We start from the raw sequence: 25,943 nt of genomic DNA on the forward strand, positions 1-25,943 counted from the left end.
AAACGGCCCCCGCCTGGGCTGGCACCCCACGGCGAGGGCCTGTTCACCGAGGAAGGCCTAACTTCCCGATGACTACTCAGCAGCCTAGCGCGCCGCCGCGCCACGCGTCCGGACGTTCCGGCTCCGGACTCCGCCACGTATCCGAAGCGCACCGCGAACGCTTCACCGTGGTCGGAAACCACCTCGCACAGCATCAAGATCTGTCATTGACGGCGATCGGCCTGGCCACGCACATCCAGTCGCTGCCCGCCGGGTCCAGGATCGGGATCAAGGCGCTGGCGCAGCGGTTCCCCGAGGGCGAGATGCGGATCGCCGCCGCGTTACGGGAGTTGGAGGCGCACGGGTATCTGGCCCGGGTCAAGGAGCGGCTGCCGTCGGGCCGGATCGTGACGCGCACGGTGTCGTACAACAAGCCGCCGACGCCGGAGGCCCCGCGCGAGCGGGACCCGGACCCGGACCCCGTGCCCGCCGACGCCCCGGCCGACCTGCTGCTCGGGCTGCGCGCGAGCGACCCCCGCCTGCTGCTCTCCGAGCGGGACGTACGGCGCCTGGTGCCGGGTGTCGCCGCCTGGCTGGCGCGGGGCGTACCGCCGGACGCCGTACGGGGAGCACTGACGAACGGCCTGCCGGAGGGGGTGATCCGGCACCCGGCCGCGCTCCTCGCCCACCGGCTCACCGCGCTGCTGCCGCCCCCACTGCCCGACCGGCGCCCGGCCCCGCCGCCCGATCCCTTCCAGACCTGCGACGGCTGCGACCGCGCCTTCCGCGCGGCCGACCCCGGCCGGTGCCGGGACTGCCGCGCGTACGCGGCCGCCTAGCGGGGCCGGGGGAACTCCGCCGTGTCGATGAGCCACTGACCCATCCGTACCTTGTCCCCGAACGCGAACCGCTTGTGGTCGCGGTACTGGGGCCGGCCACCGATGGTGCCCGGGGGGCTGTACACGCTGACCGTGCCGTCGCGCGGATCGACGATCGCGTAGCAGGGCACGCCCATGCACGGGTAGTCCCGCAGCTTCTTGATGTAGTCGTTCTCGGGGTTGGACTTGGAGACGACCTCGACGGCCAGGTCGACGTCGGGGGCGAACGCGGGTGCGTCGTCGTCCGACGCCTCGTAGGCGTCCTGCGACATCACGACGAGGTCGGCGGTCCGGTAGAAGCCGAGCTCAGGATGCTCGATCTTCGTCTCCGCCATGGTCGCGGCACGCTCGTCCTGGTCTTCGATCTGCCTGACGAGCAGGCTGACGATCCGGCCGTGCCGTTTGGTCGGATTGACCAGGACGATGTCGATCCTGTTGTCCGTGATCTCGGCCCGCACGCGCTCGCCGCGCCGGTCCGCCGCGTCGGTGAAGTCATCGGCCAAGTCACGCAGTTGGTAGTAGAGGTCCTGGGATGCCGGTTCGCTGGGCCGAGCGCTCACCTCGTACCTCCGTCCAGCTGGGCACGTCCACATACGTCCCTGACGTGCAACGTACCGTGATGCGGAGGCGGGCGGGCGCGTGGCTTAGCCTTCGGCGCATGAGCGAGCGACGTGCGATTTTCAGCGGTTCGACCTTCGAGGAGCAGATCGGATACGCCCGGGCCGTGGTCGACGGCGACTGGGTGCACGTGTCCGGGACGACCGGGTTCGACTACGCGACCATGACCATCTCCGCCGACGTGGTGGACCAGGCCGAGCAGTGCGTACGCAACATCGAGGCGGCCCTCGCCGAGGCCGGCTGCACCCTCGCCGACGTGGTGCGCGTGCGCTACCTGCTGCCCGAGCGCGCCGACTTCGAACCCTGCTGGCCGGTCCTGCGCCGCGCCTTCGGCGACGTCCGGCCGGCCGCCACGATGCTGGTCTGCGGCCTCGCCGACCCCCGCATGAAGATCGAGATCGAGACGTACGCGCGCCGCCGGGACGGCTAGGCCGCACCGGTCTCGGCGGAGCCCGGCGCTCCGGGGCCTCGTGGTGGACACTGGACCGCCAGGGACGCGGGCAGGGGAGGCCGATGAGCGAGCCGTCGATGCAGGAACTGATCCGCCGGCGGAGGCGATCGGGCTTCGTGGGGCGCCGGGACGAACTCGCCGCGTTCCGCGACAACTTCGACGTGCCGGTGTCCGACGAGCGCCACCGCTTCCTCTTCCACGTGCACGGCAACGCGGGCGTCGGCAAGACGTCGCTGGTCCAGGAGCTGGAGCAGATCGCCAGGCAGCAGGGCGCGTTGACCGCCTACGTCGACGAAGCGGTCGGCAGCGTGCCGGAGCTGATGGCCGTGGTGAGCGCCGAGTTCGCCCGGCGGGGCCGCAGGTGCAAGGAGCTCGACCGGATGCTCACCGCGCACCGGGAACGGCGGCACGAGGCCGAGATGGCGAGCCTCGCGGCGACGGCCGACCTCGGCCAGGACCCGGGCGCCGCCCCGCCCCCTTCGGCGGGCAGCATGACGGCGGCCCGCGCGGGTCTCGCGGGGCTCGGCCTGCTCCCCGGTGTCGGCGCGCTCGCGGGCGCCGTCGATCCGGCCCAGCTGGCGCAGGGCGCCGACCGGCTGCGGGCCGGGCTGAGCGCCCGGTTCCGCAACCAGGAGGACGTCCAGCTGGTCCTGTCCCCGGAGCGGGTGCTGACTCCGGTGCTCCTCGGTGAGCTGGTCGACGCCGCACGCGCGTACCCGTGGGTCGTCCTGTTCTTCGACACGTACGAACGGATCGGTCCGTTCCTCGACGGCTGGTTGTGCGACGTGATGACGACCGACAGGTACGGGGCCCTGCCCGCCAACCTCGTCGTCGTGACCGCGGGACAGCAGGCCTTCGACACGGCCCGGTGGGACGGCTACCTCGACTTCATGACGGACGTACCGCTGGAGCCGTTCACGGAGCTGGAGGCGCGCGGGCTCCTGGCCGGGAAGGGCGTGACCGCCGAGCCGGTCGTCGAGGAGGTGCTCCGTCTCTCCGGCGGCCTCCCCGTCCTGGTGTCGACGCTCGCCGAGAGCCGCCCCACCGCCCCGGACGGTGTCGGGGACCCGTGTGCCACGGCCGTGGAGCGCTTCCTGAAGTGGGAGCCGGACCCCGTGCGGCGCGCGGTGGCCCTGGCGTGCGCGCTGCCGCGCGGCCTTGACGAGGACGTGTTCCGGGCCGCGGTGGACGGCCTGTGCGCCGAGGAGGAGGTGCCGGGACTCTTCGCGTGGCTGCGGAAGCTGCCGTTCGTCAGTGACCGCGGGGACCGGCTCGTCTACCACGACGTGGTGCGCGACCCGATGCTGCGGTTGCAGCGGCAGCGGTCGCCGCGGGGGTGGGCGGAGCGGCACGGGAGGCTCGCGGGGACGTTCGGGGCGTGGCGGGCGGAGACCGAGGCCTCGCTCGACGCCGACGAGCTGTGGATCGACGGGCGGTGGCGGGAGCTGCGGCTCGCGGAGTCGTACCACCTGCTGTGCGCGGGCGAGCGGGCGGCGCTGCCGGACGTCCTGCGCGATGTGGTCAGCGCGTGCAACCAGGGGGAGTCCGTCGCCCGGCAGTGGGCGCGGGTCCTGGCGGACGCGGGCGGGGACTCCACGGGCCGGGTGGCGGAGGAGTGGGGGCGTGACCTGCTGGCGGCGCTCGGCCGCGACGACCTCACGGTGCCGCTGGGGCTGCTGATCGACCGGGCCGGGTTCGACCCCCGGCGCCGGGCCCTCGCACATGCGATACGGGGCCGGTTCCGGCGCCAGAGCGGCGCCCACGAGGGCTCGCTGGCCGACTACGACCGGGCCGTCGCCCTCGACCCGGAGCTGGTGCGCGCCTACCGCGGCAGAGCCAGCACGCACGGCAAACGGGGCGACTACGCCGCCGGGCTCGTGGACCTGGACCGGGCCGACGCGCTCGCACCGGACCAGATCGTGACCCTCCGCATGCGAGGTGAGTTCCAGCGGGTCCTCGGGCACTACGAGGAGGCCGTCGACGACCTGGGCCGGGCGATCGAGCTGGCCCCCGAGCAGGAGTACGCCTGGGCGTCACGGGGCGCCGCCCTGCACAGCCTGGGCCGCCTCGACGAAGCGCTCGGCGACTTCGACCGGGCCCTGGAGCTGAAGCCGGACTACACCTGGGCGCTGGTGAAGCGCGCGCGACTGTACGTGAGCCTCGGCCGGTCCGAGCGCGCCCTCGCGGACCTGGACCGGGCCGTCGACGACTCCGCCGACTGGGCGTGGGTGTGGTGCGTGCGGGGCGACGTACTGCGCATCGCGCGCCGCTACGAGGAAGCGCTCGCGGACTACAGCCGTGCGCTCGGGATCGACGACGGGTACGCGTCGGGCTACGCGGGCCGCGGAGTCACCTTGCTCGGCCTCGACCGGCCGCGCGAGGCCCTCGTGGACCTGGACCGGGCCCTCGAACTCGCCCCGGACCGGGCGTGGGCGCTCGCCCAGCGGTCCCGCGCGCGCCGTCACCTCGGCCACTACGAGGGCGCCCTCGCCGATGCCGACCGGGCCGTCGAGCTGTGGCCCGACTCGCCGTGGGTGCGGTACTGCCGGGCGCGGGCGCTGGTCGACCTGCACCGGGACGAGGAAGCCCGTGCGGAGCTCGACCGGGCCGTCGACAAGGCCCCCGACTACGGACCCGCGCTGGCCCTGCGCGGCAGGGTCCACTCCGAGCTCGGGCTGCACGAGCAGGCGCTGCGGGACCTGGACCGCGCGGTGGCGACCGACGCGGACCGCCCCTCGCTCCGTGAGGGCAGATGCCTCGTCCAGGTGCGCGTCGGCCGGCTCACCGGGGCCGCGGAGGACCTCGCCCGTCTCACGGCCCAGGGCAAGTCCTCCGAGTGGGCGCGCTGCATGGAAGCGGCGCTCCACCTCGTGACCGGGCACCCCGGCCCGGCACTGTCCTGCCTCACCGCCGACGGCGGGAACAGCGTCGCCCGGGTCGCCTTCGGCGCGGACGCGCTGGCTCAGGCGTACCGCCTCCTGGGGCGCTGGCCGCAGGCGCGCGCGGCGGCCTCGGCCCTGCGCGCCCACGACGGAACGCTCGGCGCGCTGGCCCACGCCCTCGCCGTGAGCGGCTGCGAGGGGGCGGCGGCGGCCCGCACCGCCTGGCAGGACGCGGACCGGCTGCTGCGGGCCGACGGGCGCAGGCCCGCCGAGGTCACGTACCTGAGCGCCGTGGTCGCCGCCGGTCTCGCCGACTGGGCCGCGCTCGACGCCCGCCTCGCCCGCTGCGTCCCGCTCGACGACCCCCGCATGAACTGGGCGGACCGCGCCGAACTGGTGGACCTCCTCACGGAACTGCGCCGCGCCCCCGGCGCCGACCGCGCCCGGCTCGCGCCTCGTGTGGCGCGGGTGGCCGAGGCCCGCGACGCCTTCCGGGCGCGCTACGCGGAGCCGCCCGCGTAGCGTCGTCGGTCCGGCGCGGAAGGCGGCCCGCCGACCGGCGTCTGGACCAGGACGGCGCCGGCCCCCGGCCCCGGTGCCAGGAGCAAGGTCATCTCGTACGGTCGCTCGTCGCCGGTGGGGGTGGTGAGGGTGACGGCGCGGGGGGTGAAGTCGGCCACCGAGCGGCAGGCCCACCACGGGTCGAGCTCGGGGCGCTCGGTGCGCAGGAGGGCGGTCACCTCGTGGCTTCGGGACGGCGGGGGCTCGCGGTCGGCGCGGGTGCGGAAGTGCCGGTAGAGGTCCACGGCAAGGGGCTGCCAGTCGGGCAGGACGCGCTGGTGGGCGGGGTCGGTGGCCAGGAGCAGCAGGAGGTTGCGGCGGGCCGCGGGGACACCGGCCGGGTCGGGCCAGAGCGCCGCGTACGGGCCGTTCCAGGCGTGCAGGTCCAGGGCCGGGTCGAGGAGCGCGGCCGGGGTGGGCCAACTGTCCAGCATCGGCTGGTGGTCCGGGGGCGCGGCGGGGGCCGTCTCGCAGGGGGCGTAACCCGCCAGGGCGAGGGCGTGGCGGTGCGCCGCGGCGTCCAGGCGCAGGGTCCGCGCCACCGCGTCCAGGACCTGCCGCGAGGTGTCGACGCGGCCCTGCTCCAGCCAGGTGTACCAGGCCACCGAGACGCCGGAGAGCGCCGCGACCTCCTCGCGGCGCAGGCCGGACGTGCGCCGCCGCGGCGTGCCCGGGAGCCCCACGTCAGCCGGGGTCACGCGCTCACGGTGCGCACGCAGAAAGCCACCGAGCCGGTGGCGGAGCGCGGCGGGGGCCGGGGCCGGGGCCGTCGCTGGGGTGGTCCGTGGGGTGGGCGCCGGGGCCGTCGGCGAGTTCGCCAGCGGGGTGGTCGGGGGCCCCGGCAGCTGGTCCGTCATCGTGTTACCTCCGCTCACCCCATGAACACCCCCCTGGCCGGCCTCCATTCCCGGGGCGAGGGTTGCCGCATGAGCAACGACATCGACCTCACCCCCACCGTCTGGCGCCGCGTCAACGACTCCTCCGGCTTCACCGCGCCCCGCACCCTCATCCGCGTCTACACCCCCACCGGAACCCTGGAGTCCGTCGCCTCCTTCTACGAGCGGCTGCTCGGCGTGGAGCGGGACATGTGGTTCACGTATCCGGAGAAGCGGCTCGCGCTCGCCGTCGTCGGGAGCTTCCTGCTCGTCGAGGGCGACGAGGAGACGCTCGCCCTGTTCCGGGCCACGGACGGCACGCTGATCATCGACTCCGCCGAGACGTACCTGACCCGGCTCGCGGCGGAGGAGGGCACCGAGATCCTCGACCCGCCGCACCGCGTCCCGACCGGCACGGGCTTCACCGTCCGGCACCCCGACGGCACCGTCGTCGAATACGTCGAACACCGCCCAACTCCCGACGGGAACTAGGGAAACCGCACCTTCCGCACAAACCACTTGCCCCCTGAACCCACCGTTCCCGTTCGATTACAGTGCTGCGGAGTCGGTCGGCGAGGCACGGGAAAGGGGGTTCGGTGACTGCCGTAGCAACCACCGGGGTGTGGGGCCGCACCGAGCAGCAGGACTTCCGCAGCCGGGTCCGCGGCACGCTGCTCGCGGCCGCCGTCGGGGATGCCCTCGGGGCGCCCGTGGACGGCGCGGACCTGGCGGAGATCCGGGCCGCGCACGGCACCGAAGGGCTCACCGAACTCGCGCCCGCGCACGGCAGACGCGGCGCCGTCACCGCCGTCACGCAGCTGTCGCTCTTCACCGTGGACGGCCTGATACGGGCCCAGGTGCGGCGCGACACGGGCGCCTGGCACCCGCCGACCGATCTGCACCGGGCCTATCTGCGGTGGGCCGTCACCCAGCGCGACTGGGGGCCCGACGAGCGGCGCAAGGAGGACGGCTGGCTGGCCCGCGAGGAGTGGCTGTACTCGCGCCGCGCGCCCGCCCGCGCCTGCCTCACCGGGCTCGCCGACGAGCGCATGGGCACCCTCGACGTGCCCAAGAACCCGGGCGAGCGCGGCGCCGAGGCCGCCGCCAGGTCCGCGGCCTTCGGACTGCTCGTGGGGTGGGAGCCGCAGCTCGTGCTCCAGCTCGCCGTGGAGTGCGCCGTGCAGACGCACGGGCACCCGCACGCCTACCTCGCCGCGGGCGCCCACGCCGTCCTCGTGCACGGGCTCGCCCGCGGCGAGTCCCTCGACGGGGCCGTGCAGCGCGCCCTTTCGCTGCTCGCCGCGCGGCCGGGCCACCAGGCCGTCACCGACGGGCTCCGGCACGCGCTCGGCGCCGTACGGCAGGGCATGCCGAACGCGGCCCGCGTCGAGGAGCTGATCGGCGAAGGTGACGCGGAGGGCGTGCTGTCCGCCGCCGTGTACTGCGCCCTGGTCGGCGAGGACGTCCGCCACGGACTGCGCCTCGCCGTCAACCACGGCGCGTCCTCCACGGCGGCGGGCGCGCTGTGCGGGGCGCTGCTCGGCGCCCTCCACGGCGAGACCGCCCTGCCGCCCGGCTGGCTCACCGAGCTCGAGGGCCGCGCCACCGTCCTGGAACTCGCGGACGACTTCGCCATGGAGATGACCCAGGGCCCGGCCCTGCACAGCCCGGCGGGCGCGGCACCGGGCTGGCTGGCGAGATATCCGAGGGCTTGACCGGAGCGCCCCAAAGGGGCGCGGGGCCCTGTCGATTTGCGGCTCCGCCGCGCGGGCGCGACCAGCCAAGACGAATCCGCAGGCGAAGAGGAGGAAGGCCCGGCGCAGCGCCCGCGCGTACCCGGCGCCGCCCGCCACGAGCAGCGTGTCCAGCGGCCCGGCGACCTCCTCCAGGCTCCGCCCGGCGCCGAGGGCTATCCCGGCGCTGCTGCGCGCGGGGGCGCGGCCGACGGTCCCCAGCTCGATCTCGTACGGCGGATCCGCCCCGTACCGGTTCGCGATGTCCAACGCCCCGCTGGGACAGGCGACATCGAGGATCTGGGTGTCGTCGTACGCAACGATCAGCACACGCCGTGCGGTCTGCATGGGGGCATCCCACCACGGCGCCCGCGAGGGCTACGGCACCGGCTTCGAGGGGGTGGGCTCCTCCGCCTGGCCCGGCAGGGGGAGGGCCGCGGCGGCGGAGCCGTCGTCGTCCGTGTTGATGCGCTCGATGAGCGCGTCGCGCTCCGGCGTGTCCTCCGGCTTCGCCCAGCCGATGACGACGTACAGGACCAGGGACACCGCCAGCGGTATGGACACCTGGTACTGGAGGGGCACGCCGCCGTCGACGTTCCAGTGGACGGGGTAGTTGACCAGCCAGAAGGCGAGCAGCCCGGCGGCCCAGCTGGTGAGCGCGGCGGTGGGTCCCGAGCGGCGGAAGGTGCGCAGCAGGCCGAGCATCATCGGGATGGCGATGGGGCCCATGAGGCCTGCGACCCACTTGATGACGACGGTGATGATGTCGTTGAAGGTGGGGGAGTTGACCTGGGTGGCCACCGCCATGGACAGACCGAGGAAGACGACCGTGGTCAGCCGGGCCGCGACGAGTCCGGCGTGGTCGGTCCACTGCCGGGCCTTCCTGGACAGGACGGGCGCCACGTCCCGGGTGAAGACGGCCGCGATGGCGTTGGCGTCGGAGGAGCACATGGCCATCGTGTGGGAGAAGAAGCCGACGATGACCAGGCCCAACAGGCCGTGCGGAAGCAGCTGTTCGGTCATCAGGGCGTACGAGTCCGACCCGTCGGGCTTCTTCGCGTCGACGAGGAGCGGCGACATCCACATGGGGAAGAACAGGACCAGCGGCCACACCAGCCACAGCACGGCGGACAGCTTCGCGGACCGCGAGGCTTCGCGGGCGTTGGCCGTGGCCATGTACCGCTGGGCCTGGTTGAGCATGCCGCCGTTGTACTCGAAGAGCTTGATGAAGAGGAAGGCGAGCAGGAACACCGTGCCGTAGGGGCCGATCAGCGGCTTCTCGTGGCCGTCGAGCTCGGGGCGGTCCCACACGCCGAAGAAGCCGCCGTAGTCGCCGAGCTCCACGACCACGGCCACGAACATCGCGATCCCGGCGAGCAGCTGGATGACGAACTGGCCCAGCTCGGTCAGGGCGTCCGCCCACAGGCCGCCGATGGTGCAGTACACGGCGGTGACGGCGCCGGTGATGAGGATGCCCTGGTTCAGGGAGACCCCGGTGAACACGGACAGGAGCGTCGCGATCGCCGCCCACTTCGCGCCCACGTCCACGATCTTCAGGAGCATGCCGGACCAGGCGAGCGCCTGCTGGGTCGGCAGGTCGTAGCGGTTCTTCAGGTACTCCAGCGGGGACGCCACGTGCAGGCGCGAGCGCAGCCGGTTGATGCGCGGCGCGAAGAGCCGGGAGCCGATCGCGATGCCGAGCGCGATGGGGAAGGACCAGGTGACGAAGGACGTGACGCCGTACGTGTAGGCGATGCCGGCGTAGCCGGTGAACATCACCGCGCTGTAGCCGGACATGTGGTGCGAGATGCCGGACAGCCACCACGGCATCTTGCCGCCTGCGGTGAAGAAGTCGCTGACGTTGTCCACGCGCTTGTGGGACCAGACGCCGATCGCGACCATCACGCCGAAGTAGCCGATGAGCACGGCCCAGTCGAGTCCGTTCATATCCCCCTCCCGGGGTCCGCCTTGTGAACTCGGTCAACTCCGCTGATCTGGTGGGAACTTCACCCGTGCGGCGCGGGAACGGCCGGGAAGGGCCCGCTCATCGTCGGTTCGGCCGCGCGGCGCGGACAACCGGCCGCACAGTCAAGAGGAAGTAAAATCGTTCGAGTTGGCGATTCTGGTTCATGTACGTGATCGCCCAGAAAGGAGAGAACCCCCGGCGGCGGGCCGGGGGTCGGGGGTGGTCCGGGGCGGGTCCTGGCGCCTCAGCGCATCAGCTCTCCCGCGTTCACCAGCAGCGACTGTCCGGTGATGGCCCGCGCCCGGTCCGACGCGAGGAACACGCACGCCTGCGCCACGTCCCCGTCGGTGGCCAGGTCGGGCAGCGCCATGCGCTCGGTGAGCCGCCGCTTCACCTCGGCCTCGGGCACGCCCTCGGCCCGCGCGGTCAGCGTCACGTACGCCGTCACCGGCGGGCCCCACATCCAGCCGGGCTGCACGGTGTTGACCCGGATCCGGTGCGGGCCGAGCTCGCGCGCAAGGGAGTACATCGCCGAGGTCAGCGCGCCCTTCGACGCCGCGTACGCCGCCTGGCGCACCTGCGAGGGCGCCGCCACCGACGACTGCGTGCCGATGAGGACCACCGAGCCGCCGCGCTCCTTCAGGGCGGGCAGGCAGGCCCGGGTCATGCGCAGGGAGCCGAGCAGGTTCACGTCCAGGACGTTCGCCCAGGTGGTGAAGTCCGCGTCCTGGAGCCCGCCGAAGTGGCTGTCGAACGCGGCGACCTGGACCAGCGCGTCGACGCGGCCGAACCGCTCGACGGCGAGCTCCGCGAGCGCCCCGCACTGCTCCTCGTCGGTGATGTCTGTCGGCCGGTACGCGGTGCGGGCGCCGTCGGGGTCCACCTCGGCCGCGGACTTGGCGAGGTTCGCCTCCGTGCGCGCGCCGAGCACGGCGTTGCCGCCCTCGGCCACGACGGCCGCGGCCACCTCGTGGCCGAGCCCGGCGCCGACACCGGAGACGATCACGGTCTTTCCCTGGAGCAGCGGCATGCGGGCCTCCCGGCTCTGGCCTTATGTCTGACGGGGCGTCAGAGTATGGGTCCGCGCGGCAGAAGGGGAGAGGCATGGGCGACGACACCCGGTCCGACGGCACCCGGTCCACCGAGGCCCGTGGCGAGGCGTACGGCGAGCTCGCCGCGGTCGGCCCGTACGGCGTGCGCCCGGGGCACGCGCTGATCACCATGGTCGAGCCGCACCCGGGGCACGAGTTCGCGTACAACCGCTGGTACGAGGACGACCACTACTACGCGGGCGCGATGGCGATGCCCTGGATGTACGCGGGGCGGCGCTGGGTGGCGACCCGGGAGCTGCAGCTCCTGCGCGTGCCCGAGAAGTCGGCGGTCGCGCAGCCGGTGACGGCGGGCTGCTATCTGTCGACGTACTGGATCACCGAGGGGCGCTACGACGAGCACATGAAGTGGACCGTCGCCATCAACAAGCGCCTCAACCGCGACGGCCGCGTCCACCAGGCCCGCACGCACGTGTTCACGGCCTTCCAGGACCACGAGGCCACCGTCTACCGCGACGGCGCCGCCGGACCGCGCGACCTGCACGCCCTGGACCACCCGTACCAGGGACTCGTCCTGGAGGTCATCGACGCCGCGGGCCCCGGGGAGCGCGCGGAGGTGCTGGAGTGGCTGCGCGCCCGGCACCTGCCCCGGGCGCTCAGGGATTCGCCCGCCGCCATGGTCACGGTCTTCCGCCCCACGCCGCTGCCGGGCGACCGGATGACGTACGTGAAGCAGGTCGAGGGCGTGGACACCCGGCTCACGCTGCTGTGGTTCCTGGAGTGCGACCCGCGCGCGTGCTGGGCGGAGCACTTCGCGGGGCGCGCGGCGGAGGTGTCCGAGGCGAGCCCGGGGCGCGTGGAGCTGCTCGCGCCGTTCGTCCCGACGGTGCCGGGCACGGACCGGTACGTCGACCAGCTCCGGTAGCGCCGGGGCAAGGCCGAGCCCCCTCGGCCGGGACGGCGGACCAGTCGAGAGGGCTCTGCGGGTGGAGCTATGCGGTTGTCTCTGCGGTTGCCTTCACTGGCACGTATCACCCGAGGTCGTGGGACCCTTCGCGCACCTCGGTCACGAAGGCGTTCCACGAGTCGGCGGGGAAGGCGAGGACCGGGCCGCCCGTCACCTTGGAGTCCCGCACGGAGATCGCGTGCAGAACGGGGGACTTGACCTCGACGCACGCGCCGTTACCCGTGGAGTAGGACGACTTGGTCCACGAGGGCGACGCGCCTTGCTGGATTGCCATGTTTGCTCCGTTTGTGCAGTTGGTGAATTGCGGTATCCCGCGGGAGAGCGGTATACGCCAACGCCGTTGCTCTGTTGGCGTGAATGACGCTACTCGCCAACATCGAGTGGCGGATGGTTCGTTCACTCAACCGGATGGCATATTCCAGAGGGGTCTTCCGTCGCGCCGATGCCAAGGTGTACCGTGCGGCGCTTTTCCGGTCCCGGCGGCCTTCGGCCATAAGTGGACCGTTCGCTTCCGCATATCGGGCGTCGCCGACGTGCCGTCAGCGGGCGTAGTCCTTGGCGATGTCCGCGATCAGCTGCCGCGATTGCTCCACGTTCAGCGCCTGGGCCCGCAAATGCTCGTACATGACGCTGTATTGCTGCACGTCATTGGCCTTTTCCAGATACAGGTCGCTGGTGACGCCCTCGATGTAGACGACGCTGGAATCCGAAGCGTCCGGGAACTCCAGGATCGCGTACTGGCCATTCAGGCCGGGATGCGCGCCCATCTCGAACGGGATCACCTGCACCGTCACGTGCGGCAGCTGGGACTGCTCGACCAGGCACTCCAGCTGCTCGCGCATCAGCGCGCGGTTGCCGACGACGCGGCGCAGGGCGGACTCGTCGAGGACGGTCCACAGGCGCAGCGGATTCTCCGGCGCGGCGATGCGCTCCTGGCGGCGCATGCGGACCTGGACCCGTTTCTCGATGTCCGTCGGTGTGGTCTCCGGCAGCGCGCCGGTGATCAGCGCCTCCGCGTACGGCCTGGTCTGGAGCAGGCCCGGCACGACCTGCGGATCGTAGACGCGCAGGGACGCCGCGTCCGTCTCCAGACCGATGTACACGCTGTACGGGATGTCGCCGAAGGAGTGCCACCAGCCCTGCTGGCGGGAGTCCTTGGCCATCTGCATCAGCGAGTCGACGATGCGGTGGTCCTCGACCTCGTAGACCCCGCACAGATCGCGGACGTCGCGCTGGCTGATGGAGCGGCGGCCGTTCTCCAGGCGGCTGATCTTCGACTGCGAGACGAGCAGGCGCTCCGCCACCTCCTCCGCCGTCATGCCCTTGAGCTCACGGAGCCGCCGCAGCTCCTGGCCGAGCCGGCGACGCCTGACGGTGGGATTGACGTTGGACGCCACGGGAAGTGCACCTCCGGCAAATATGCCTCTACATTGCGTGTCTGCTGTGGAGCAGAGTGCCACCAAGGGGCAACTCGCCGCTGGGAAACAGCAGAACGGCGGTCATGTGGGGGTGCCGACGCCCCGATGGCGTCGCATGTGCTTCTCAACAGGCGTGTCACGTGCGGTGGTTGCGGTCGCGCGGGACCCGGGCGCCGGTGCGACCGGCGCCCGGACCCGCACGGCTCAGCGGCTCCCGCGCCGGGTCTCTCGGGACCGCGGCACGGGGCGCGTCACACGGTGCGGGTGACGCGGCGTGCGGTGGTGCTGCGTGCGGTGGTGCTGCGTGGTGCGGTGCCGTGCGCCGCGGCCGGTGCGGGCCGCGCGCTCGTGGTGCCGGTACCGATGCCGGTGTCGGCGCCCGTACCGGTCCCGGTGCGTACTGCGGTGCTGCCCGGGGATCGGCTCCCCGTGCGCGGCCGCTCGTTCAGTGGGCCACGGCGCGGGCCATGGCTCCCGCACCCCGGCGCGGCTGCATCGGCACCCTGCCGGGGTCCGTCGCCGCCCTCGCCGTCGTCCGTGCGGGCGGCCGTGCGCCCTGCCCCGCCGTCGCGGGGCTGCGGCGCGGCTGCGCCGCCACGCCGTTCTGGACGTCCATCACGGCGTGCGCCACGAGGCCGCCCATCGGGTCGTGCCGGATCAGGTCCCGCAGCCGGGAGCGGGACGATCGTCCCTCGTTGCCCGGATACAGGTGCTTGCCGAGGCCGACCGCGTGGGCCAGCGCGGCGAGCGCCGCGGTCCGCGGGTCCGGCGGTACGCCGGTGCGGATCGCCGAATCGAGCCGGGACCTGATTTCCCGGCTGATCGCCGTGTCCGTCGCCTGATAGCGAGTCGTCGGCAGCACTCCGCACATCTGGCCCGCCACGGCATGCACCATGCCGCACCGTTCCAGATGCGAAAGGTAGGTCTGGCGCAGCCCCAGGCGGGGCCCGCCGATCCAGTGGACCGCGCGGACCGGGCTGCCGCGCCTGCGCAGCAGCTCCAGTGCGGAGTCCAGAGTCGGATCTCCCGTCGGCCGTGGCATCACCACGGCGATACGATCCCCGTCAGGGGCTATCCGTCCGGCCAGCGCCAGCTCCACTAGCTGTGCTCCGGCCAGACCGAGGTCGAGCGACTGCGGCTGCGCTGTGGTACCCGTGGTCGGGTCCAAAGCGAGCAGCAGAAGCTCCTCCGGAATTGTTCTGCGGCTCCTGCCCATCCATGCCTCCCCGCGTGGATGAATGACAGGGTGACCCCTCTCACATTGGTCTGTCGAGAGTGCGTGGGCGGTACGTACGGGAACCAGTAGGTATGTCGTTCTCGTCTACCACGGGGGTTAAGCCCTCACACAGGACACTGGTACATGGTTCGGACAGTGGGTCCGGGCCCCCGGTCGGTGTGGCGAAGCACGGCGAGTACGGCGAGTACGAGGAGGAATCGGTGGCGGGCGAGTACCCCGACAGTTCGAAGACGGTTTCTGGCGGGGGCGCCTCTGAGGACGACGCGGCCGCCTCGCCCCCCACGCCCCCCAAGGCCAAGGAGGCCAACGGGGACGCACGCCTGCGGAACGCGGTGGCGGCCTGGGTCGCGTCGGCGGACGACGCGTCGGCGGACGACGGCGAGGCGAAGGCCGACGACGGTGCGAAGGCCGACGACGGCGCGGACGCCGAGGGCGGCGCGGGCGAGCGGGCGAGTGGCGTTCCGGCTGGCGGTGACGTTTCCGCTGAGGCGGAGGCCGCGGACGGGACCGAGGGCGCGACCGGCGACGACGCCGACGACAAGGCTGGCGACGACGCCGACGGCAAGGCTGCCGACGAGGCCTCGTCGAAGGCCGCGGCGGCCCCCGTCGACGAGCCGAAGTCCGACACGGCCACCGCCGTGTTCCGGACCGACCGGCCGCGGGTCGAGACCTCTGGCGACGGTGAGTCCGACGCCGCGGGGACTCCCGCCGACCGGGCGACGGCGGTGCTCAAGACCGTGCCGTCGTGGGCGAAGAAGGACGACGCCGAGGCGGAAGGTTCCGCCGGGTCCGCAGCTCAGGACGGGTCCGCCACCGGTACGGACGCCGACGATGCGGACGACGCCAAGGGTGCCGGGCCTGACGCCGACGCCGAGCCCGACACCGATGAGCGCCCTGTCGACCAGGCGACGGCGGTCTTCAAGGCCGTCGTACCGGCCGCGGACGCCGAGCCGGACGCCAAGTCCGACGCCGCCGAGCCGGATGCCGAGTCCGACGCGGACAAGCCCGACGCCGAGCCCGACGCGGACAAGCCCGGCGACCGGCCCCTCGACCAGGCCACCGCCGTCTTCAAGGCCGTCAAGCCCACCGGCCCCGCCGCCGGTTCCGGCGGTGTGGACCAGCCCACCACCATGCTCAAGCTCGGCGACGCCAAGGGCGGCAAGGCCAAGGACAAGGCCGAGTCCGAGTCCGAGCGGACCAGCAAGTTCGTCGCCCTGAAGCCGCTCGACGAGCCCCGCTCCACCCCCGAGCGGAAGGCGCCGCCGCAGGGCGCGCCCAAGGCCCCGGCCGCCTCCGCCGCGGCCCCGGCGGCCGCGCCCGCCGCCCCGCAGGTGGCGAAGCCGGTGGCGCCGGAGGTCCCGGAGCGGACCACCCAGCAGCCGCTGCCGCCCCGGCCGCCGCTCGACCTGCTCGCCGAGCTGACGAACACGCCGCCGCCCCCGGAGACCCCGACCCGCACCCTCGTGCGGCGGTTCAAGATCTGGACGCCGCTCGTGGCGCTCCTGGCGATTGTGTTTGCAGTCGTACAGGCCGTGCGTCCGCTGCCGGAGGCGAAGCTCAGCATGACCGCCAAGGAGACGTTCTCCTTCGGCGGCGGCAAGCCCTCCATCCCTTGGCCCGCCGACGGCCAGGCGGCCATGGACGTCGACGGCATCGGCACCTTCGGCTCCTCGGGCAAGGCGAAGCCCGTGCCGATCGCGAGCATCGCGAAGGTGATGACGACGTATCTGATCCTGCGCGATCACCCCATCAAGAAGGGGACGAAGGGCAAGACGCTCACTGTCGACGGCCAGGCGCAGCGCCACTACGAGAAGGGCAAGCCGGAGAACGAGTCCGTGGTCAAGGTGACCGAGGGGCAGAAGATCTCCCAGTACGAGGCCCTCCAGGCCGTCATGCTGCCGTCCGCCAACAACGTCGCGCGGATGCTCGCGCGCTGGGACAGCGGCGGTGACGAGAAGAAGTTCGTGGCCAAGATGAACAAGACGGCCAAGGAACTCGGCATGACGAACACCCACTACACGGACCCGAGCGGCCTCGACAAGACCACCGTGTCGACCGCCGAGGACCTGGTGAAGCTCGGCCGGGTGGCGATGGAGAACCCGACGTTCAAGGAGATCGCCCGTCAGGGCAAGTACAAGGACGTCAACGGCGACGAGCAGAAGAACTACTTCGGCCTCGTCCCGACGGTCGCCATCGGCATCAAGACCGGCACCACGTCGGCCGCGGGCGGCAACATCCTCTTCGCCGCGGAGAAGCGGGTCGGCGGCAAGACCCAGGTGATCATCGGCGCCGCCCTGGCCCAGTTCGGCACGGACGGCGTCGCCAACATCGACAAGGTCACCAACGTCGTGAAGGACCTGATCGGCGCGGGTCAGCAGGCCCTCACGGCGAAGACGGTGGTGAAGAAGGGCACGGTCGTCGGCCACGTCGACGACGGGCTCGGCGGGACGACTCCGGTCGTCGCCACCAAGGACGTCAAGGCCGTCGGCTGGTCCGGTCTGACCGCGAAGCTGGAGCTCGCCGACGGCGGCAAGGAGATCCCGCACTCGGCGAAGAAGGGCACGAAGGTCGGCGTCCTGTCCGTGGGCGACGGCACCAGCGGCGCCATCAAGGTGCCGGTGGCCCTGCAGAAGGACCTCGCGGAGCCGGGCCTCGGCGCGAAGCTCACGCGGATCGGCTGACGGCACGCGCGACAGCGCGAGCCGAAAGGGGTGGGGGCGAGCCGCAAGGCTCGCCCCCACCCCTTCGTCGTCGCGTCGTGCGGTGTCCGGTCAGTCCTTCTCGTTCTCGGGCGCGCAGCGCGGCTGCGGGCCCGAGGGGCCGGAGTAGTTCGAGCCGATGCGCACGTCGCCGGGCTTGGTGACGGTCAGGCGCGTGAAGTCGCCGTCCTTGCGCAGGCAGGCGCCCTCGGCCCACAGCCACGGCGAGTAGGCGACGCGGACGATGACGGAGCCGGGCTGCGACATCCGTACGGTCATGTTGGCGCCGTCGGCGGCGACCAGGGTGCCCGGCTTGTCGACGAGCGGCACCGGGTCCTTGACCCGGTAGATCCGCCAGTTGTCGTCGTGCCAGACCTCCTTGAGGTAGCTGGGCCCGCTGGTCACGAGGTTGTGCTCGCGCTCGGCTGCGCCGTCCGGCACGCTGTCGCCCTTGTAGAGCACGACGAAGCCGACGGCCCACTGGTTCAGCCAGGCGCGGTAGGACGCCGAGCTGAAGGCGCCCTCCTTCACCTCGGAGACCGGGCGGCCCTCGTAGAAGAGGCGCCCGCGCTCGACGTCGGCCTGGCGGTTCCAGCCGCGCGCCATGTTGATGTACGGCGACAGGACGGCGGCCTCGCGGTGGTCGCGGGCCGGGACCACCTCGACGCGGGTGCGGTCGGCACCGAGCCGCTTGAGCTCCTTGACGACGCCGTCGGTCTCCACGGCCCAGGTGGGCACCTTCGTGTACGCCACTATGTCGGAGGTCGTCTTGATCGACACCCAGATGAGGGACAGGGCGACGGCGCTGATGAGCAGGGCGTGCCGCCAGACCAGGGCGGGCTTGCCGTTGGGCTTGAGCAGCCGCACCCGGGGGAAGTCCCGGTTCAGGACGGCGGCGAGCACTATGGCCGGGGCGGCGAGCTCCGCGAGCCGCTCGACGTTCGTGCCGATCGGCGTGGGGATGATCCAGGTCAGCACGACGCCGACCGCGTACACGCCGGCACCGAGCTTGAGCAGCCGCCAGGCGGGCGGCGCGGCCAGGATGACGACCAGGCAGAGCAGCACCGGCGGGAAGATCCGCACGAACGCCATCGGCTGCTCGCCCTCGAAGGGGAACAGCCAGGTCGTGAGGCCGACGACGGCGAACGGCGGCAGGATCAGGGCGAGCGCCTTGCCCCACTCCCGCGACAGCAGGTAGGCGGCGCCCACCACGACGATGAACAGGCCCGCCACCGGGCTGCCCATGGCCGCGAGCGCCGCGCAGGCCACGGCGGCCGCGATCCGGCCGCGCCCGGCCTTCCCGGAGGCGGCGAGGACGGCCCCGACGCCGAAGGCCACGCCCAGCATGAAGGTGGCGCGCCCGCACACCACCTGGCACCACAGGGAGAAGCCGACGATGATCGACGGCCACAGGGGCTTGCGTATGCCGACGCGCGTGATGAGCGCGACGGCCATCCAGGTCGAGGCGAGGCCCGAGGCCATCGCCACGGTCCGCACCCCGAAGGCCGCCATGAGGTACGGCGAGATCACGCTGTAGTTGGCGGTGTGCACCCCGCCGTACCAGAAGAGGCCGTACGCGGAGCCGGGGTACCGTCTGACGAAGCCCGCCCAGGCCTGCTGCGCCGCGAGGTCGCCGCCGCCGGTCGCGAAGACCGTCCACCACAGCGCGTAGAGCGGCAGTAGACCCAGCGTGATCATCAGCGGCAAGCGGTAGCGCCAGTACCAGGGCTCCCTCATGTCACTCCCCCGATGGGGCCGGGAGAGCGTCGGCGGAGACAGTTCGGCAGAGGCCACGGGCGGCGATCCGTTCGGCTGGCGGGGTCAACTCCTTCGGAGTAGACGCTAACCGCTGCGGAATGGTTGGCAGACAGCGACCCCGAGCCCAGGTATCCGTCAGTATGCGACTGATTGCGGCCGGTTGCAGTACGTCCACGTCAGAGCCGTCGCAGCCCGTGCACCAGCGCCATTCCGGGGTTTCGGCAGGCGGCGCCGACACCTCGGTCATTTGCAGTTGTGTGTTTGCTCACTCGGGTGTGCGGGGGTGCCGTCAGCGCACCGGGAACGCCACGTCGCACACCTCGTCCTCGGGCCCGGCCGCATCCCAGTCCGCGAAGTACACCTCCCTGCACGGCCCGGCGTGGGCGAGCCCCTCGCGGGTGATCCACTCCTCCACGGCGTCGAACGCGGCGAGGATCTGCGGATAGACCACCTGCGCCTTGGTGATGCGGACGTACGCCATCCGGTACGCCGGCTCCATGCGGGCGGTGAGGCCCTGGGCCCGCCCCCGCTCCCTGACCCAGGCGCGGGCCGCCTCCAGGTCGGCGACGGGCACACAGGCCTCGGCGGGCCCGTCGCTCTCCTCGCTGACGTCGGAGTGGTAGATCACGAACGGCGACCCGGCGATCCCGCCGCACTCCTCGGCGGCGGCCCGCTCCAGGCGGCCAAGCGAGGTGCCGATCCACACCGGCAGCTCGTCGCTGACCAGGTGCCGGGTCTCGCTCAGGACGGGCGTTCCGGGCACCTCGACGATCTTGACCTCGAACGTTCCTTGCACGGCGGTACTCCTTCCGGACAGACGGCCGCGGAGGTAACCCACCAGGGTGCGCTGGGCGGCGAGCCGCTCCTCGACACCCGCCCAGTAGCCGTCCAGCGCCGCGGCGGCCCGCTCGCCGTCCAGGCGGACCACCGCCGCGATGTCCGCGAGCGGCATGTCCAGGCGACGCAGGAGCGCGACGGTCCTGGCCTGCTCGACCTGCTCGGGCAGGTAGGAGCGGTAGCCGGTCACCGCGTCCACGTGCGCGGGAGTGAGCAGGCCCTGCCGGTCGTAGAGGCGCAGCGCCTTCGCCGAGAGCCGGGTGCGGCGGGCGAAGGTGCCGATGCTCAGCAGACCGGCGGGCCTGCCGGGGTCGCCGGCGGTGCTGTCAGTGCTGTCAGGGCTGGCAGTGCTGTCCATGGGGGCATCCTCGGTGACCGCGGGTGGGTCAGGGGGCGTCCGGGGCGGGCGCCCCGGCCCGACCGACCTTGGACCCTGCCCCAGGGGCAAGGTCAATGCCGCGAAGGGCGTCCCTCCAAACGCGCTCGACCAGGGCGTTCCCGTACCGGGAGCCCTTGCCGCCGACGCCGGAGAGCGGCTGGAGCAGCGGGTCGCCCTTGCGCATCCGGAACAGCGTGACGGCCGTGGACACCTCGGGCGTGTACCCGGCGAACCACGCGGACTTCAGGCGGTCCCGGTCGGTGGTGCGGCCCGCCGCGACCGGCCCGCCGCGGGTGCTGGACACCCGGCCCAGGCTGTCGGCCGCCGCCCCGCGCAGCGCGCCGCCGACCTGCCCGGCGACCCGGGAGTCCAGGGCCCGCCGCGTCGGCGGCCGCTCCAGGCCCTCGATCTCCTCGCCGTCCTTGGTCACCGAGACCACCGAGTACGGGTCGTGCTGGAGCCCGCCGCGGGCGAACGTGCCGTACGCGCCCGCGAGCCGGACGGCGCTCGGCGTGGAGGTGCCGATGGCGAACATGTCCTCCTTCGGGCCGATGCTGGCGGGCAGCATCCCGGAGTCCACGGCGACGGCCCGCATCCGATGCCAGCCGACCTGCTTGCCCAGGTGCAGATAGGTGGCGTGGCCGCCCTCGATCAGGGCCTGGCGCGGGGTCATCCCGGTGGGGCCCTTGCCGGTGTCGACGCCGTCCTGGAGGGCGGCGGCCAGCACGAACGGCTTGAACGCCGAGCCCGCGGGGACACCGGAGGTGTCGGCGTTGTTGCTGAAGTGCCGGGTGGCGTCGGCCCCGCCGTACAGGGCCAGCAAGGCCCCGTCCTCGGTCCGCACGGAGGCCGCGCCGATCTCCACGCCCCGGTCCTGCTTGCGCCGCTCGGGGTCGAGGTCGCGCCGGGCCACGTCCCGCGCGGCCTTGGCGAGCCGGCGCACCCGGCGCTCGTCGAAGGTGGTGCGGATGCGGTAGCCGCCGCGGGCCAGGTCCTTGTCGGTGAGCCCGGTGCGCTGGCGGAGGTACTTGTTGGCGATGTCGACGAGGTAGCCGGCCTGCCCGTAGTGGGCGTTGAGGCTGGTGGAGCGCGACCGCGCGAGCGGTTCGGGGAACGTGCGGTACCGCGCGCGCTCGGCCTTGCCCATCCGCCCGACCTCCACCTGACGGTCCAGGATCCAGGCCCAACGCGCCTTCGCCCGGCGGTGGTGGGCCGGGCTCGTCGCCGGGTCGTACAGCTCGGCGCCCTTCAACAGGGCGGCGAGGAAGGCGCCCTGGCTGGGGTTCAGCTTCCGGGCGGGGACGCCGTAGTAGGCGTGCGCCGCGGCCTCGATGCCGTACGCGCCGCGCCCGAACCAGCTGCTGTTCAAGTAGCCCTGGAGGATCTCGTCCTTGCTCTTGCGCCGGTCCACCTTCAGGGAGATGACGAACTCCCTGACCTTGCGGGTGACCGTCTGGTCCTGCGACAGGTAGGTGTTCTTCACGTACTGCTGCGTGATGGTGGAGCCGCCCTGGGTGTCCCCGCCGCCGGCCATGCTGCCCACAGCTCGCAGCAGGCCCTTGGGGGAGACGCCCGAGTCGCTGTAGAAGCTGGCGTTCTCCGCGGCGATGACGGCGTTCCGCACCGACTTGGGCACCTCGTCCAGCGAGACGTTCTGCCGGTTGACGTCCCCGGTGCTGACCATCTGCGTGCCGTCGGCCCAGTAGTACACGTTGGCCTCCTGCTGCGCCGCGGCGTTCTCGTCGGGTATGTCGACGGCCGCGTAGACGTAGGCGAACAGCCCGCCGATGGCGCCGCCGCACAGTCCGAAGGCGCTCAGCCACTGCCGCCAGGAGGGCAGCCAGCGGCGCACCCCCCGACGGCCGCGCCGCGGATAGTCGATGAGCCTGCGCCGCCGCCGGTCCTTGGCGCTGCGCGTCGAGTGTGTCCCCATGCCGGAGGAGAGGTGAAAACCCTGCGCAGGGTTGATCGACGAGCTGTCAGCTCTTCGTAACAAGCCGCAGGTCAGGGCGTGTTGGAAGCTTTCGGACGAATCCATTCCGACAGGACGCCCCGCCTGGCCGGGGCCGCTGCCCCAAGGGCTGAGCGCCCTGCGGGTCGCGCGGCATGGTCCCACCCACCCGCCCTTGCGGGCCTGGGGCCCCGGTGATCGGGCTGGGCGGCACCTGCGCGCTGTGCCCACCCGTCCCGCCCTGCGGGACGATTGCCCACAGCGGTGGCGGGGGCCCGAGCTCCTGCCTCGCAAGGCTGGGGAGTTTCGGGTGGGTGGGTGGGAGGGAGAGCCCGCCCCGACAGCGAGGGGATACCTCGTATTGGGGCATACGCCGTATCGGATGCGGCGTATGTATCGTGGCAGTCGCATTCACCGGGCGACAGAAGAAGAGGCATGATGGCGGCACGACGCGGTGGCGGTGGGGACGGGCCCGGGCTGGTCTGGGATCGGCCCGAGCCGCCGGACCGGCCGGTGCCGAGCGCCCTGAGCCGGGACCGGATCGTCGCGGCGGCGATCGGGATCGCCGACGCCGAAGGCCTGGCCGCGGTCTCCATCCGCAAGGTCGCCGCCGAGCTCAACGCGGGCCCGATGCGCATGTACACGTATCTGTCCACGAAGGAAGAGCTCCTCGACCTGATGGCGGACGCGGTCTACGGCGAGATCCCGCTGCCCCGGAGCGCCGGGCAGGACTGGCGCGAGGCGCTGCGGACCCTCGCGGACCGCACCCGGCGCGCCGCCCGCCGCCACGAGTGGTTCGCCGACCTGCTCGGCGGCCGGCCGCTGCTCGGGCCGAACGCCCTGGCCCACTTGGAGGCTTCCCTCGCCGCGCTCGCCGACGCGCCCGGATTCGAGGACATCGACACGGTCGTACGGGTCCGGGACGCGGTCAACGCGTACGTGATCGGCGCGATCCGCAACGAGATCACCGAGCGGCGCGCCGAGCGGGACACGGGCCTGGACAAGGAGCAGTGGCAGCTGGCCTCCAGCGACTACCTCAACCGGGTCATCGCCAGCGGCCGCCACCCGATGCTCGCGAAGGTGGTGCGGGACGCCCGGGACCGGGACGCGGACACGAAGTTCGACACCGGCCTGGAGTACCTCTTCGACGGCATCGCGGCACGCCTCGCCACCTGACCGCCCGGTCGGCCCGTCAGGCACCGACCGCTGAACCGACCGCACCGAGCCGGTGCCGGGCCCACGCCCGGCACCGGCTTTCGCTTGCGGCCCCGCACACCCCTTCGATACGGTGTATCGATCCATACGGCGTATGGGCCGAGGGAATCGAGAGAACCGAGAGAAAGGGGGCCGGTGAATGACCACGGCACAAGTCGAGAAAGCCGAGCACCAGGTCGAGGCGCCCTGGCGCGCGCTCGCCGCGATGATGGTCGGCTTCTTCATGCTCATGCTCGACACCACGATCGTGGTGGTGGCGATGCCCAAGCTCTCCGCCGACCTGCACGCGGACATCAGCACGACGGTCTGGGCGACCAGCTCCTATCTGCTCGCCTACTCCGTGCCGCTGCTCCTCGCGGGCCGCCTCGGCGACCAGTTCGGGCCCAAGCGGATCTATCTGATCGGCATGGGGGTCTTCACCGGCGCGTCCGTGCTGTGCGGACTCGCGGGGAACATCGGCCAGCTCATCGCCTTCCGCGCGCTCCAGGGCATCGGAGCCGCGCTGATGGCGCCCCAGTCCATGGCCACGATCAGCAAGATCTTCCCCAAGGACATGCGCGGCCGCGCCATGTCGTACTGGGGCCTGGTGTCCGGCGCCGCCATCCTCATCGGGCCCATCTCCGGCGGGCTGCTCATCGACTCGCTCGGCTGGCGCTCGATCTTCTTCATCAACGTGCCGATCGGCCTCGCGGGCATGGCCGTCGCCCAGCGCCTGGTCCCGAACCTGCCCGGCAGGCGGCACCGCTTCGACGTCCCCGGCATCCTCATCAGCGGCGTCGCCCTGTTCTGCGTGATCTTCGCCCTGGAGAACGGGGACGCGTACCACTGGTCCCGGATCACCGACAGCCTGAACCTGTTCGGACTGCGCACCGGCATCCCGGTCTCGGTGTACGGGGTCCTCGTCCTCGGCCTGCTGTGCGCGGTCGCCTTCGTCGTCTGGGAGGCGAAGAACGAGCACGAGCCGCTGGTGCCGCTCGGCATCTTCAAGGTCAGGACCTTCTCCGCGGCGAACCTCGCCATCGTGGCCGCGGGCTTCGCCATCACCGCCGCGAGCTTCCCGGGCACCCTGTACTTCCAGGTCGGCCGGGGCATGACGCCCGCGCAGGCCGCGCTCATGATGCTGCCGTCCGCCCTGGTCTCGGTCCCGCTCGCGCCGCGGATCGGCAAGCTCGTGGACAAGGTGGGGCCCAAGTGGCCCGCGTTCAGCGGGCTCGCGCTCTTCAGCGCGGCCCTGTTCGTGCGGCACTTCCTGATGACCCCGGACATGAGCATCGCGGTGCTGCTCGCCCACGCCGCCTGGATGGGCGCGAGCAGCTCGCTGATGATGAGCCCGCTGGCCGTCGCCGCGATGCAGAGCCTGCCGCCGAAGTACATCGGCGCCGGGTCCGGACTGTTCAACACCGCGCGCCAGGTGGGCTCCACGCTCGGCTCCGCGGTGATCGCCAGCGTGCTCGCCGCGCAGCTCAAGAGCCAGATCGAGCGGCACTCCGAGGGGCTGCCCGCGGACCGGCGGGCCGGGCTCGCGCACCTCGACTTCCACCACATGACGGCGGGCAAGGGGGCCGAGGGCTTCGTCCGCACCGTCACCTCGGCGACGATGGCCAACGCCCTGCTGTGGCCCGCCTGCGCGCTGGCCCTCGGCGCCGCGGTGATCCTGCTCGCGAAGCCCCGGCAGCGCTGAACCCGCCCCGGACGCCCGCCGCTACCCGCTCGCCGCGTCCGGCAGACCGTCGCCGATCATGAACCCCACCCCGCGGACCGTGATGATCCAGGCGCTGCACCCCAGCTTGCTGCGGATGCTGCTGACATGGGTGTCCACCGTCCGCCGCGACCAGGACTCGCCCCAGATCCGGCGCAGGATGTCGTCCCGCGCGACCACGGTCCCCGGGTGCGAGGCGAGCAGGTGCAGCAGGTCGAACTCCTTGCGCGTCAGCTTCACCGGCCGCCCCTCGTACGTGACTTCGCGCAGCCCCGAGTCGATCCTGAGGGGGCCGTGCTCCACGGTCCTGGGCGCCGCCCGCTCGCGCCGCGGCCGGGCGCGCCGCATCACCGCCTCGATCCGGGCGAGCAGCTCCCGCAGGCCGTACGGCGTGACCACGTAGTCGTCGGCGCCCGCCTGGAGGCCGAGGACCTTGTCCAGCTCGGAGGAGCGGGCGGTGACCGCGATGATCGGGACGTCGCTGGAGTTCCGGATCACCCGGCACAGCTCCAGGCCGTCCAGGTCGGTCAGTTCGAGGCCGAGCAGGATCAGATCGGCCTCCCCGTGCACATCGAGCGCGTGCGCTGCCGTCGCCGCGCTGTGGACGTGGTACCCGTGCCGCATCAGGTCCTTTTCGAGGCGCTCCCGCTCCGGTTGCCTGCTTTCCACCAGGAGTATGCGCAAGGAGTCCGACGATTTCACCGGAAGTGAGGGCCAGAGCACCGCGGCCTGCAAATACTTCACGGATATCGCGGAGTGCCCGCCGAAATGCAGGGCAAGATGCCGGAATT

The 25,943-nt window shown here is 72.4% G+C and carries 20 protein-coding genes; 9 read left to right on the plus strand and 11 right to left on the minus strand.

The features are described from left to right. The first annotated feature begins 68 nt into the window (after positions 1-68). Complete coding sequence (locus tag IG74_RS0110635; RefSeq protein WP_030673458.1) at positions 69-818, plus strand: DNA-binding protein; 750 nt, start codon at positions 69-71, stop codon at positions 816-818. On the opposite strand, the gene IG74_RS0110640 is transcribed toward IG74_RS0110635, so the two are convergent. Next, complete coding sequence (locus tag IG74_RS0110640; RefSeq protein WP_051854774.1) at positions 815-1,417, minus strand: Uma2 family endonuclease; 603 nt, start codon at positions 1,415-1,417, stop codon at positions 815-817. The genes IG74_RS0110635 and IG74_RS0110640 overlap by 4 nt on opposite strands. Before the next feature lie 98 nt (positions 1,418-1,515). Here IG74_RS0110640 and IG74_RS0110645 point away from each other — a divergent pair, with 98 nt between their 5' ends. Both IG74_RS0110645 and IG74_RS45765 read left to right on the plus strand, forming a co-directional pair. Further along, positions 1,516-1,905 carry a RidA family protein gene (locus IG74_RS0110645; protein WP_030673466.1) on the plus strand — a complete coding sequence of 130 codons (390 nt, stop codon included), beginning with the start codon at positions 1,516-1,518 and terminating at the stop codon, positions 1,903-1,905. Between the two features lie 83 nt (positions 1,906-1,988). Then, complete coding sequence (locus tag IG74_RS45765; protein ID WP_234334301.1) at positions 1,989-5,330, plus strand: ATP-binding protein; 3,342 nt, start codon at positions 1,989-1,991, stop codon at positions 5,328-5,330. On the opposite strand, the gene IG74_RS0110655 is transcribed toward IG74_RS45765, so the two are convergent. Then, positions 5,309-6,226 carry a helix-turn-helix transcriptional regulator gene (locus IG74_RS0110655; RefSeq protein ID WP_078868701.1) on the minus strand — a complete coding sequence of 306 codons (918 nt, stop codon included), beginning with the start codon at positions 6,224-6,226 and terminating at the stop codon, positions 5,309-5,311. The two genes, IG74_RS45765 and IG74_RS0110655, sit on opposite strands and share 22 nt — an antisense overlap. A gap of 69 nt (positions 6,227-6,295) precedes the next feature. Between IG74_RS0110655 and IG74_RS0110660 the strand changes: the two genes are divergently transcribed. Together IG74_RS0110660 and IG74_RS0110665 are read left to right on the plus strand one after the other, a co-directional pair. Then, positions 6,296-6,736: a VOC family protein gene (locus IG74_RS0110660; RefSeq protein WP_030673476.1), complete on the plus strand. Its 441-nt coding sequence runs from the start codon at positions 6,296-6,298 to the stop codon at positions 6,734-6,736. 104 nt (positions 6,737-6,840) lie between these two features. After that, the gene (locus IG74_RS0110665) at positions 6,841-7,959 is read left to right on the plus strand and encodes an ADP-ribosylglycohydrolase family protein (protein WP_234334303.1); all 1,119 of its coding nucleotides are present in this window, start codon (positions 6,841-6,843) and stop codon (positions 7,957-7,959) included. A 396-nt stretch (positions 7,960-8,355) separates the two neighbouring features. Here IG74_RS0110665 and IG74_RS0110670 read toward each other — a convergent pair whose 3' ends face one another. Further along, positions 8,356-9,924, minus strand: a complete 1,569-nt coding sequence (locus IG74_RS0110670) for a sodium:solute symporter family protein (protein ID WP_030673480.1) — start codon at positions 9,922-9,924, stop codon at positions 8,356-8,358. Between the two features lie 263 nt (positions 9,925-10,187). Continuing rightward, the gene (locus tag IG74_RS0110675) at positions 10,188-10,973 is read right to left on the minus strand and encodes an SDR family oxidoreductase (RefSeq protein ID WP_030673482.1); all 786 of its coding nucleotides are present in this window, start codon (positions 10,971-10,973) and stop codon (positions 10,188-10,190) included. A gap of 74 nt (positions 10,974-11,047) precedes the next feature. On the opposite strand from IG74_RS0110675, the gene IG74_RS0110680 reads away from it, so the two are divergent. Continuing rightward, positions 11,048-11,917 carry a hypothetical protein gene (locus IG74_RS0110680; protein ID WP_030673484.1) on the plus strand — a complete coding sequence of 290 codons (870 nt, stop codon included), beginning with the start codon at positions 11,048-11,050 and terminating at the stop codon, positions 11,915-11,917. 106 nt (positions 11,918-12,023) lie between these two features. Here IG74_RS0110680 and IG74_RS0110685 read toward each other — a convergent pair whose 3' ends face one another. The 3 genes from IG74_RS0110685 to IG74_RS0110695 form a co-directional block, all read right to left on the minus strand. After that, positions 12,024-12,233 (minus strand): DUF397 domain-containing protein, encoded by a 210-nt coding sequence (locus tag IG74_RS0110685; protein ID WP_030673485.1) that lies wholly within the window; start codon positions 12,231-12,233, stop codon positions 12,024-12,026. A gap of 265 nt (positions 12,234-12,498) precedes the next feature. Then, positions 12,499-13,356: a helix-turn-helix domain-containing protein gene (locus IG74_RS0110690; protein WP_030673487.1), complete on the minus strand. Its 858-nt coding sequence runs from the start codon at positions 13,354-13,356 to the stop codon at positions 12,499-12,501. 466 nt (positions 13,357-13,822) lie between these two features. Next, entirely contained in the window at positions 13,823-14,593 is a 771-nt protein-coding gene (locus IG74_RS0110695) for a GOLPH3/VPS74 family protein (protein ID WP_030673489.1), read from the minus strand. A 179-nt stretch (positions 14,594-14,772) separates the two neighbouring features. Here IG74_RS0110695 and IG74_RS53370 point away from each other — a divergent pair, with 179 nt between their 5' ends. Further along, positions 14,773-17,295: a D-alanyl-D-alanine carboxypeptidase gene (locus tag IG74_RS53370; RefSeq protein WP_234334304.1), complete on the plus strand. Its 2,523-nt coding sequence runs from the start codon at positions 14,773-14,775 to the stop codon at positions 17,293-17,295. Between the two features lie 90 nt (positions 17,296-17,385). Here IG74_RS53370 and IG74_RS0110705 read toward each other — a convergent pair whose 3' ends face one another. The 3 genes from IG74_RS0110705 to IG74_RS0110715 form a co-directional block, all read right to left on the minus strand. Further along, positions 17,386-19,050 carry a hypothetical protein gene (locus IG74_RS0110705; RefSeq protein ID WP_030673494.1) on the minus strand — a complete coding sequence of 555 codons (1,665 nt, stop codon included), beginning with the start codon at positions 19,048-19,050 and terminating at the stop codon, positions 17,386-17,388. Between the two features lie 310 nt (positions 19,051-19,360). Beyond that, on the minus strand, positions 19,361-20,266 hold the full coding sequence (locus IG74_RS0110710; protein ID WP_078868702.1) for a MerR family transcriptional regulator: 906 nt from the start codon (positions 20,264-20,266) through the stop codon (positions 19,361-19,363). A 28-nt stretch (positions 20,267-20,294) separates the two neighbouring features. Beyond that, positions 20,295-22,220: a transglycosylase domain-containing protein gene (locus IG74_RS0110715; protein ID WP_051854775.1), complete on the minus strand. Its 1,926-nt coding sequence runs from the start codon at positions 22,218-22,220 to the stop codon at positions 20,295-20,297. A gap of 453 nt (positions 22,221-22,673) precedes the next feature. On the opposite strand from IG74_RS0110715, the gene IG74_RS0110720 reads away from it, so the two are divergent. Both IG74_RS0110720 and IG74_RS0110725 read left to right on the plus strand, forming a co-directional pair. Further along, on the plus strand, positions 22,674-23,414 hold the full coding sequence (locus IG74_RS0110720) for a TetR/AcrR family transcriptional regulator (RefSeq protein WP_234334305.1): 741 nt from the start codon (positions 22,674-22,676) through the stop codon (positions 23,412-23,414). Between the two features lie 178 nt (positions 23,415-23,592). Next, positions 23,593-25,134 (plus strand): MDR family MFS transporter, encoded by a 1,542-nt coding sequence (locus tag IG74_RS0110725; protein WP_051854776.1) that lies wholly within the window; start codon positions 23,593-23,595, stop codon positions 25,132-25,134. 21 nt (positions 25,135-25,155) lie between these two features. Here the strand turns inward: IG74_RS0110725 and IG74_RS0110730 are convergent, their stop codons facing one another. Further along, on the minus strand, positions 25,156-25,821 hold the full coding sequence (locus IG74_RS0110730; protein ID WP_037825042.1) for a response regulator transcription factor: 666 nt from the start codon (positions 25,819-25,821) through the stop codon (positions 25,156-25,158). Positions 25,822-25,943 lie beyond the last annotated feature (122 nt).

Origin of the sequence: Streptomyces sp. NRRL B-1347, from assembly GCF_000720325.1 — a bacterium.
In the GTDB taxonomy this organism is placed as follows: domain Bacteria; phylum Actinomycetota; class Actinomycetes; order Streptomycetales; family Streptomycetaceae; genus Streptomyces.

Excerpts from the sequence above, each read along its gene's own strand:
- IG74_RS0110680 (WP_030673484.1), top strand. The coding sequence starts at position 11,048 with ATGGGCGACGACACCCGGTCCGACGGCACCCGGTCCACCGAGGCCCGT.
- IG74_RS0110635 (WP_030673458.1), top strand. The coding sequence starts at position 69 with ATGACTACTCAGCAGCCTAGCGCGCCGCCGCGCCACGCGTCCGGACGT.
- IG74_RS0110705 (WP_030673494.1), bottom strand. The coding sequence starts at position 19,050 with ATGAGGGAGCCCTGGTACTGGCGCTACCGCTTGCCGCTGATGATCACG.
- IG74_RS0110675 (WP_030673482.1), bottom strand. The coding sequence starts at position 10,973 with ATGCCGCTGCTCCAGGGAAAGACCGTGATCGTCTCCGGTGTCGGCGCC.
- IG74_RS0110710 (WP_078868702.1), bottom strand. The coding sequence starts at position 20,266 with ATGGACAGCACTGCCAGCCCTGACAGCACTGACAGCACCGCCGGCGAC.
- IG74_RS0110685 (WP_030673485.1), bottom strand. The coding sequence starts at position 12,233 with ATGGCAATCCAGCAAGGCGCGTCGCCCTCGTGGACCAAGTCGTCCTAC.
- IG74_RS0110660 (WP_030673476.1), top strand. The coding sequence starts at position 6,296 with ATGAGCAACGACATCGACCTCACCCCCACCGTCTGGCGCCGCGTCAAC.
- IG74_RS0110655 (WP_078868701.1), bottom strand. The coding sequence starts at position 6,226 with ATGACGGACCAGCTGCCGGGGCCCCCGACCACCCCGCTGGCGAACTCG.
- IG74_RS45765 (WP_234334301.1), top strand. The coding sequence starts at position 1,989 with ATGAGCGAGCCGTCGATGCAGGAACTGATCCGCCGGCGGAGGCGATCG.
- IG74_RS0110695 (WP_030673489.1), bottom strand. The coding sequence starts at position 14,593 with ATGGGCAGGAGCCGCAGAACAATTCCGGAGGAGCTTCTGCTGCTCGCT.
- IG74_RS0110645 (WP_030673466.1), top strand. The coding sequence starts at position 1,516 with ATGAGCGAGCGACGTGCGATTTTCAGCGGTTCGACCTTCGAGGAGCAG.
- IG74_RS0110670 (WP_030673480.1), bottom strand. The coding sequence starts at position 9,924 with ATGAACGGACTCGACTGGGCCGTGCTCATCGGCTACTTCGGCGTGATG.
- IG74_RS0110725 (WP_051854776.1), top strand. The coding sequence starts at position 23,593 with ATGACCACGGCACAAGTCGAGAAAGCCGAGCACCAGGTCGAGGCGCCC.
- IG74_RS0110715 (WP_051854775.1), bottom strand. The coding sequence starts at position 22,220 with ATGGGGACACACTCGACGCGCAGCGCCAAGGACCGGCGGCGGCGCAGG.
- IG74_RS0110720 (WP_234334305.1), top strand. The coding sequence starts at position 22,674 with ATGATGGCGGCACGACGCGGTGGCGGTGGGGACGGGCCCGGGCTGGTC.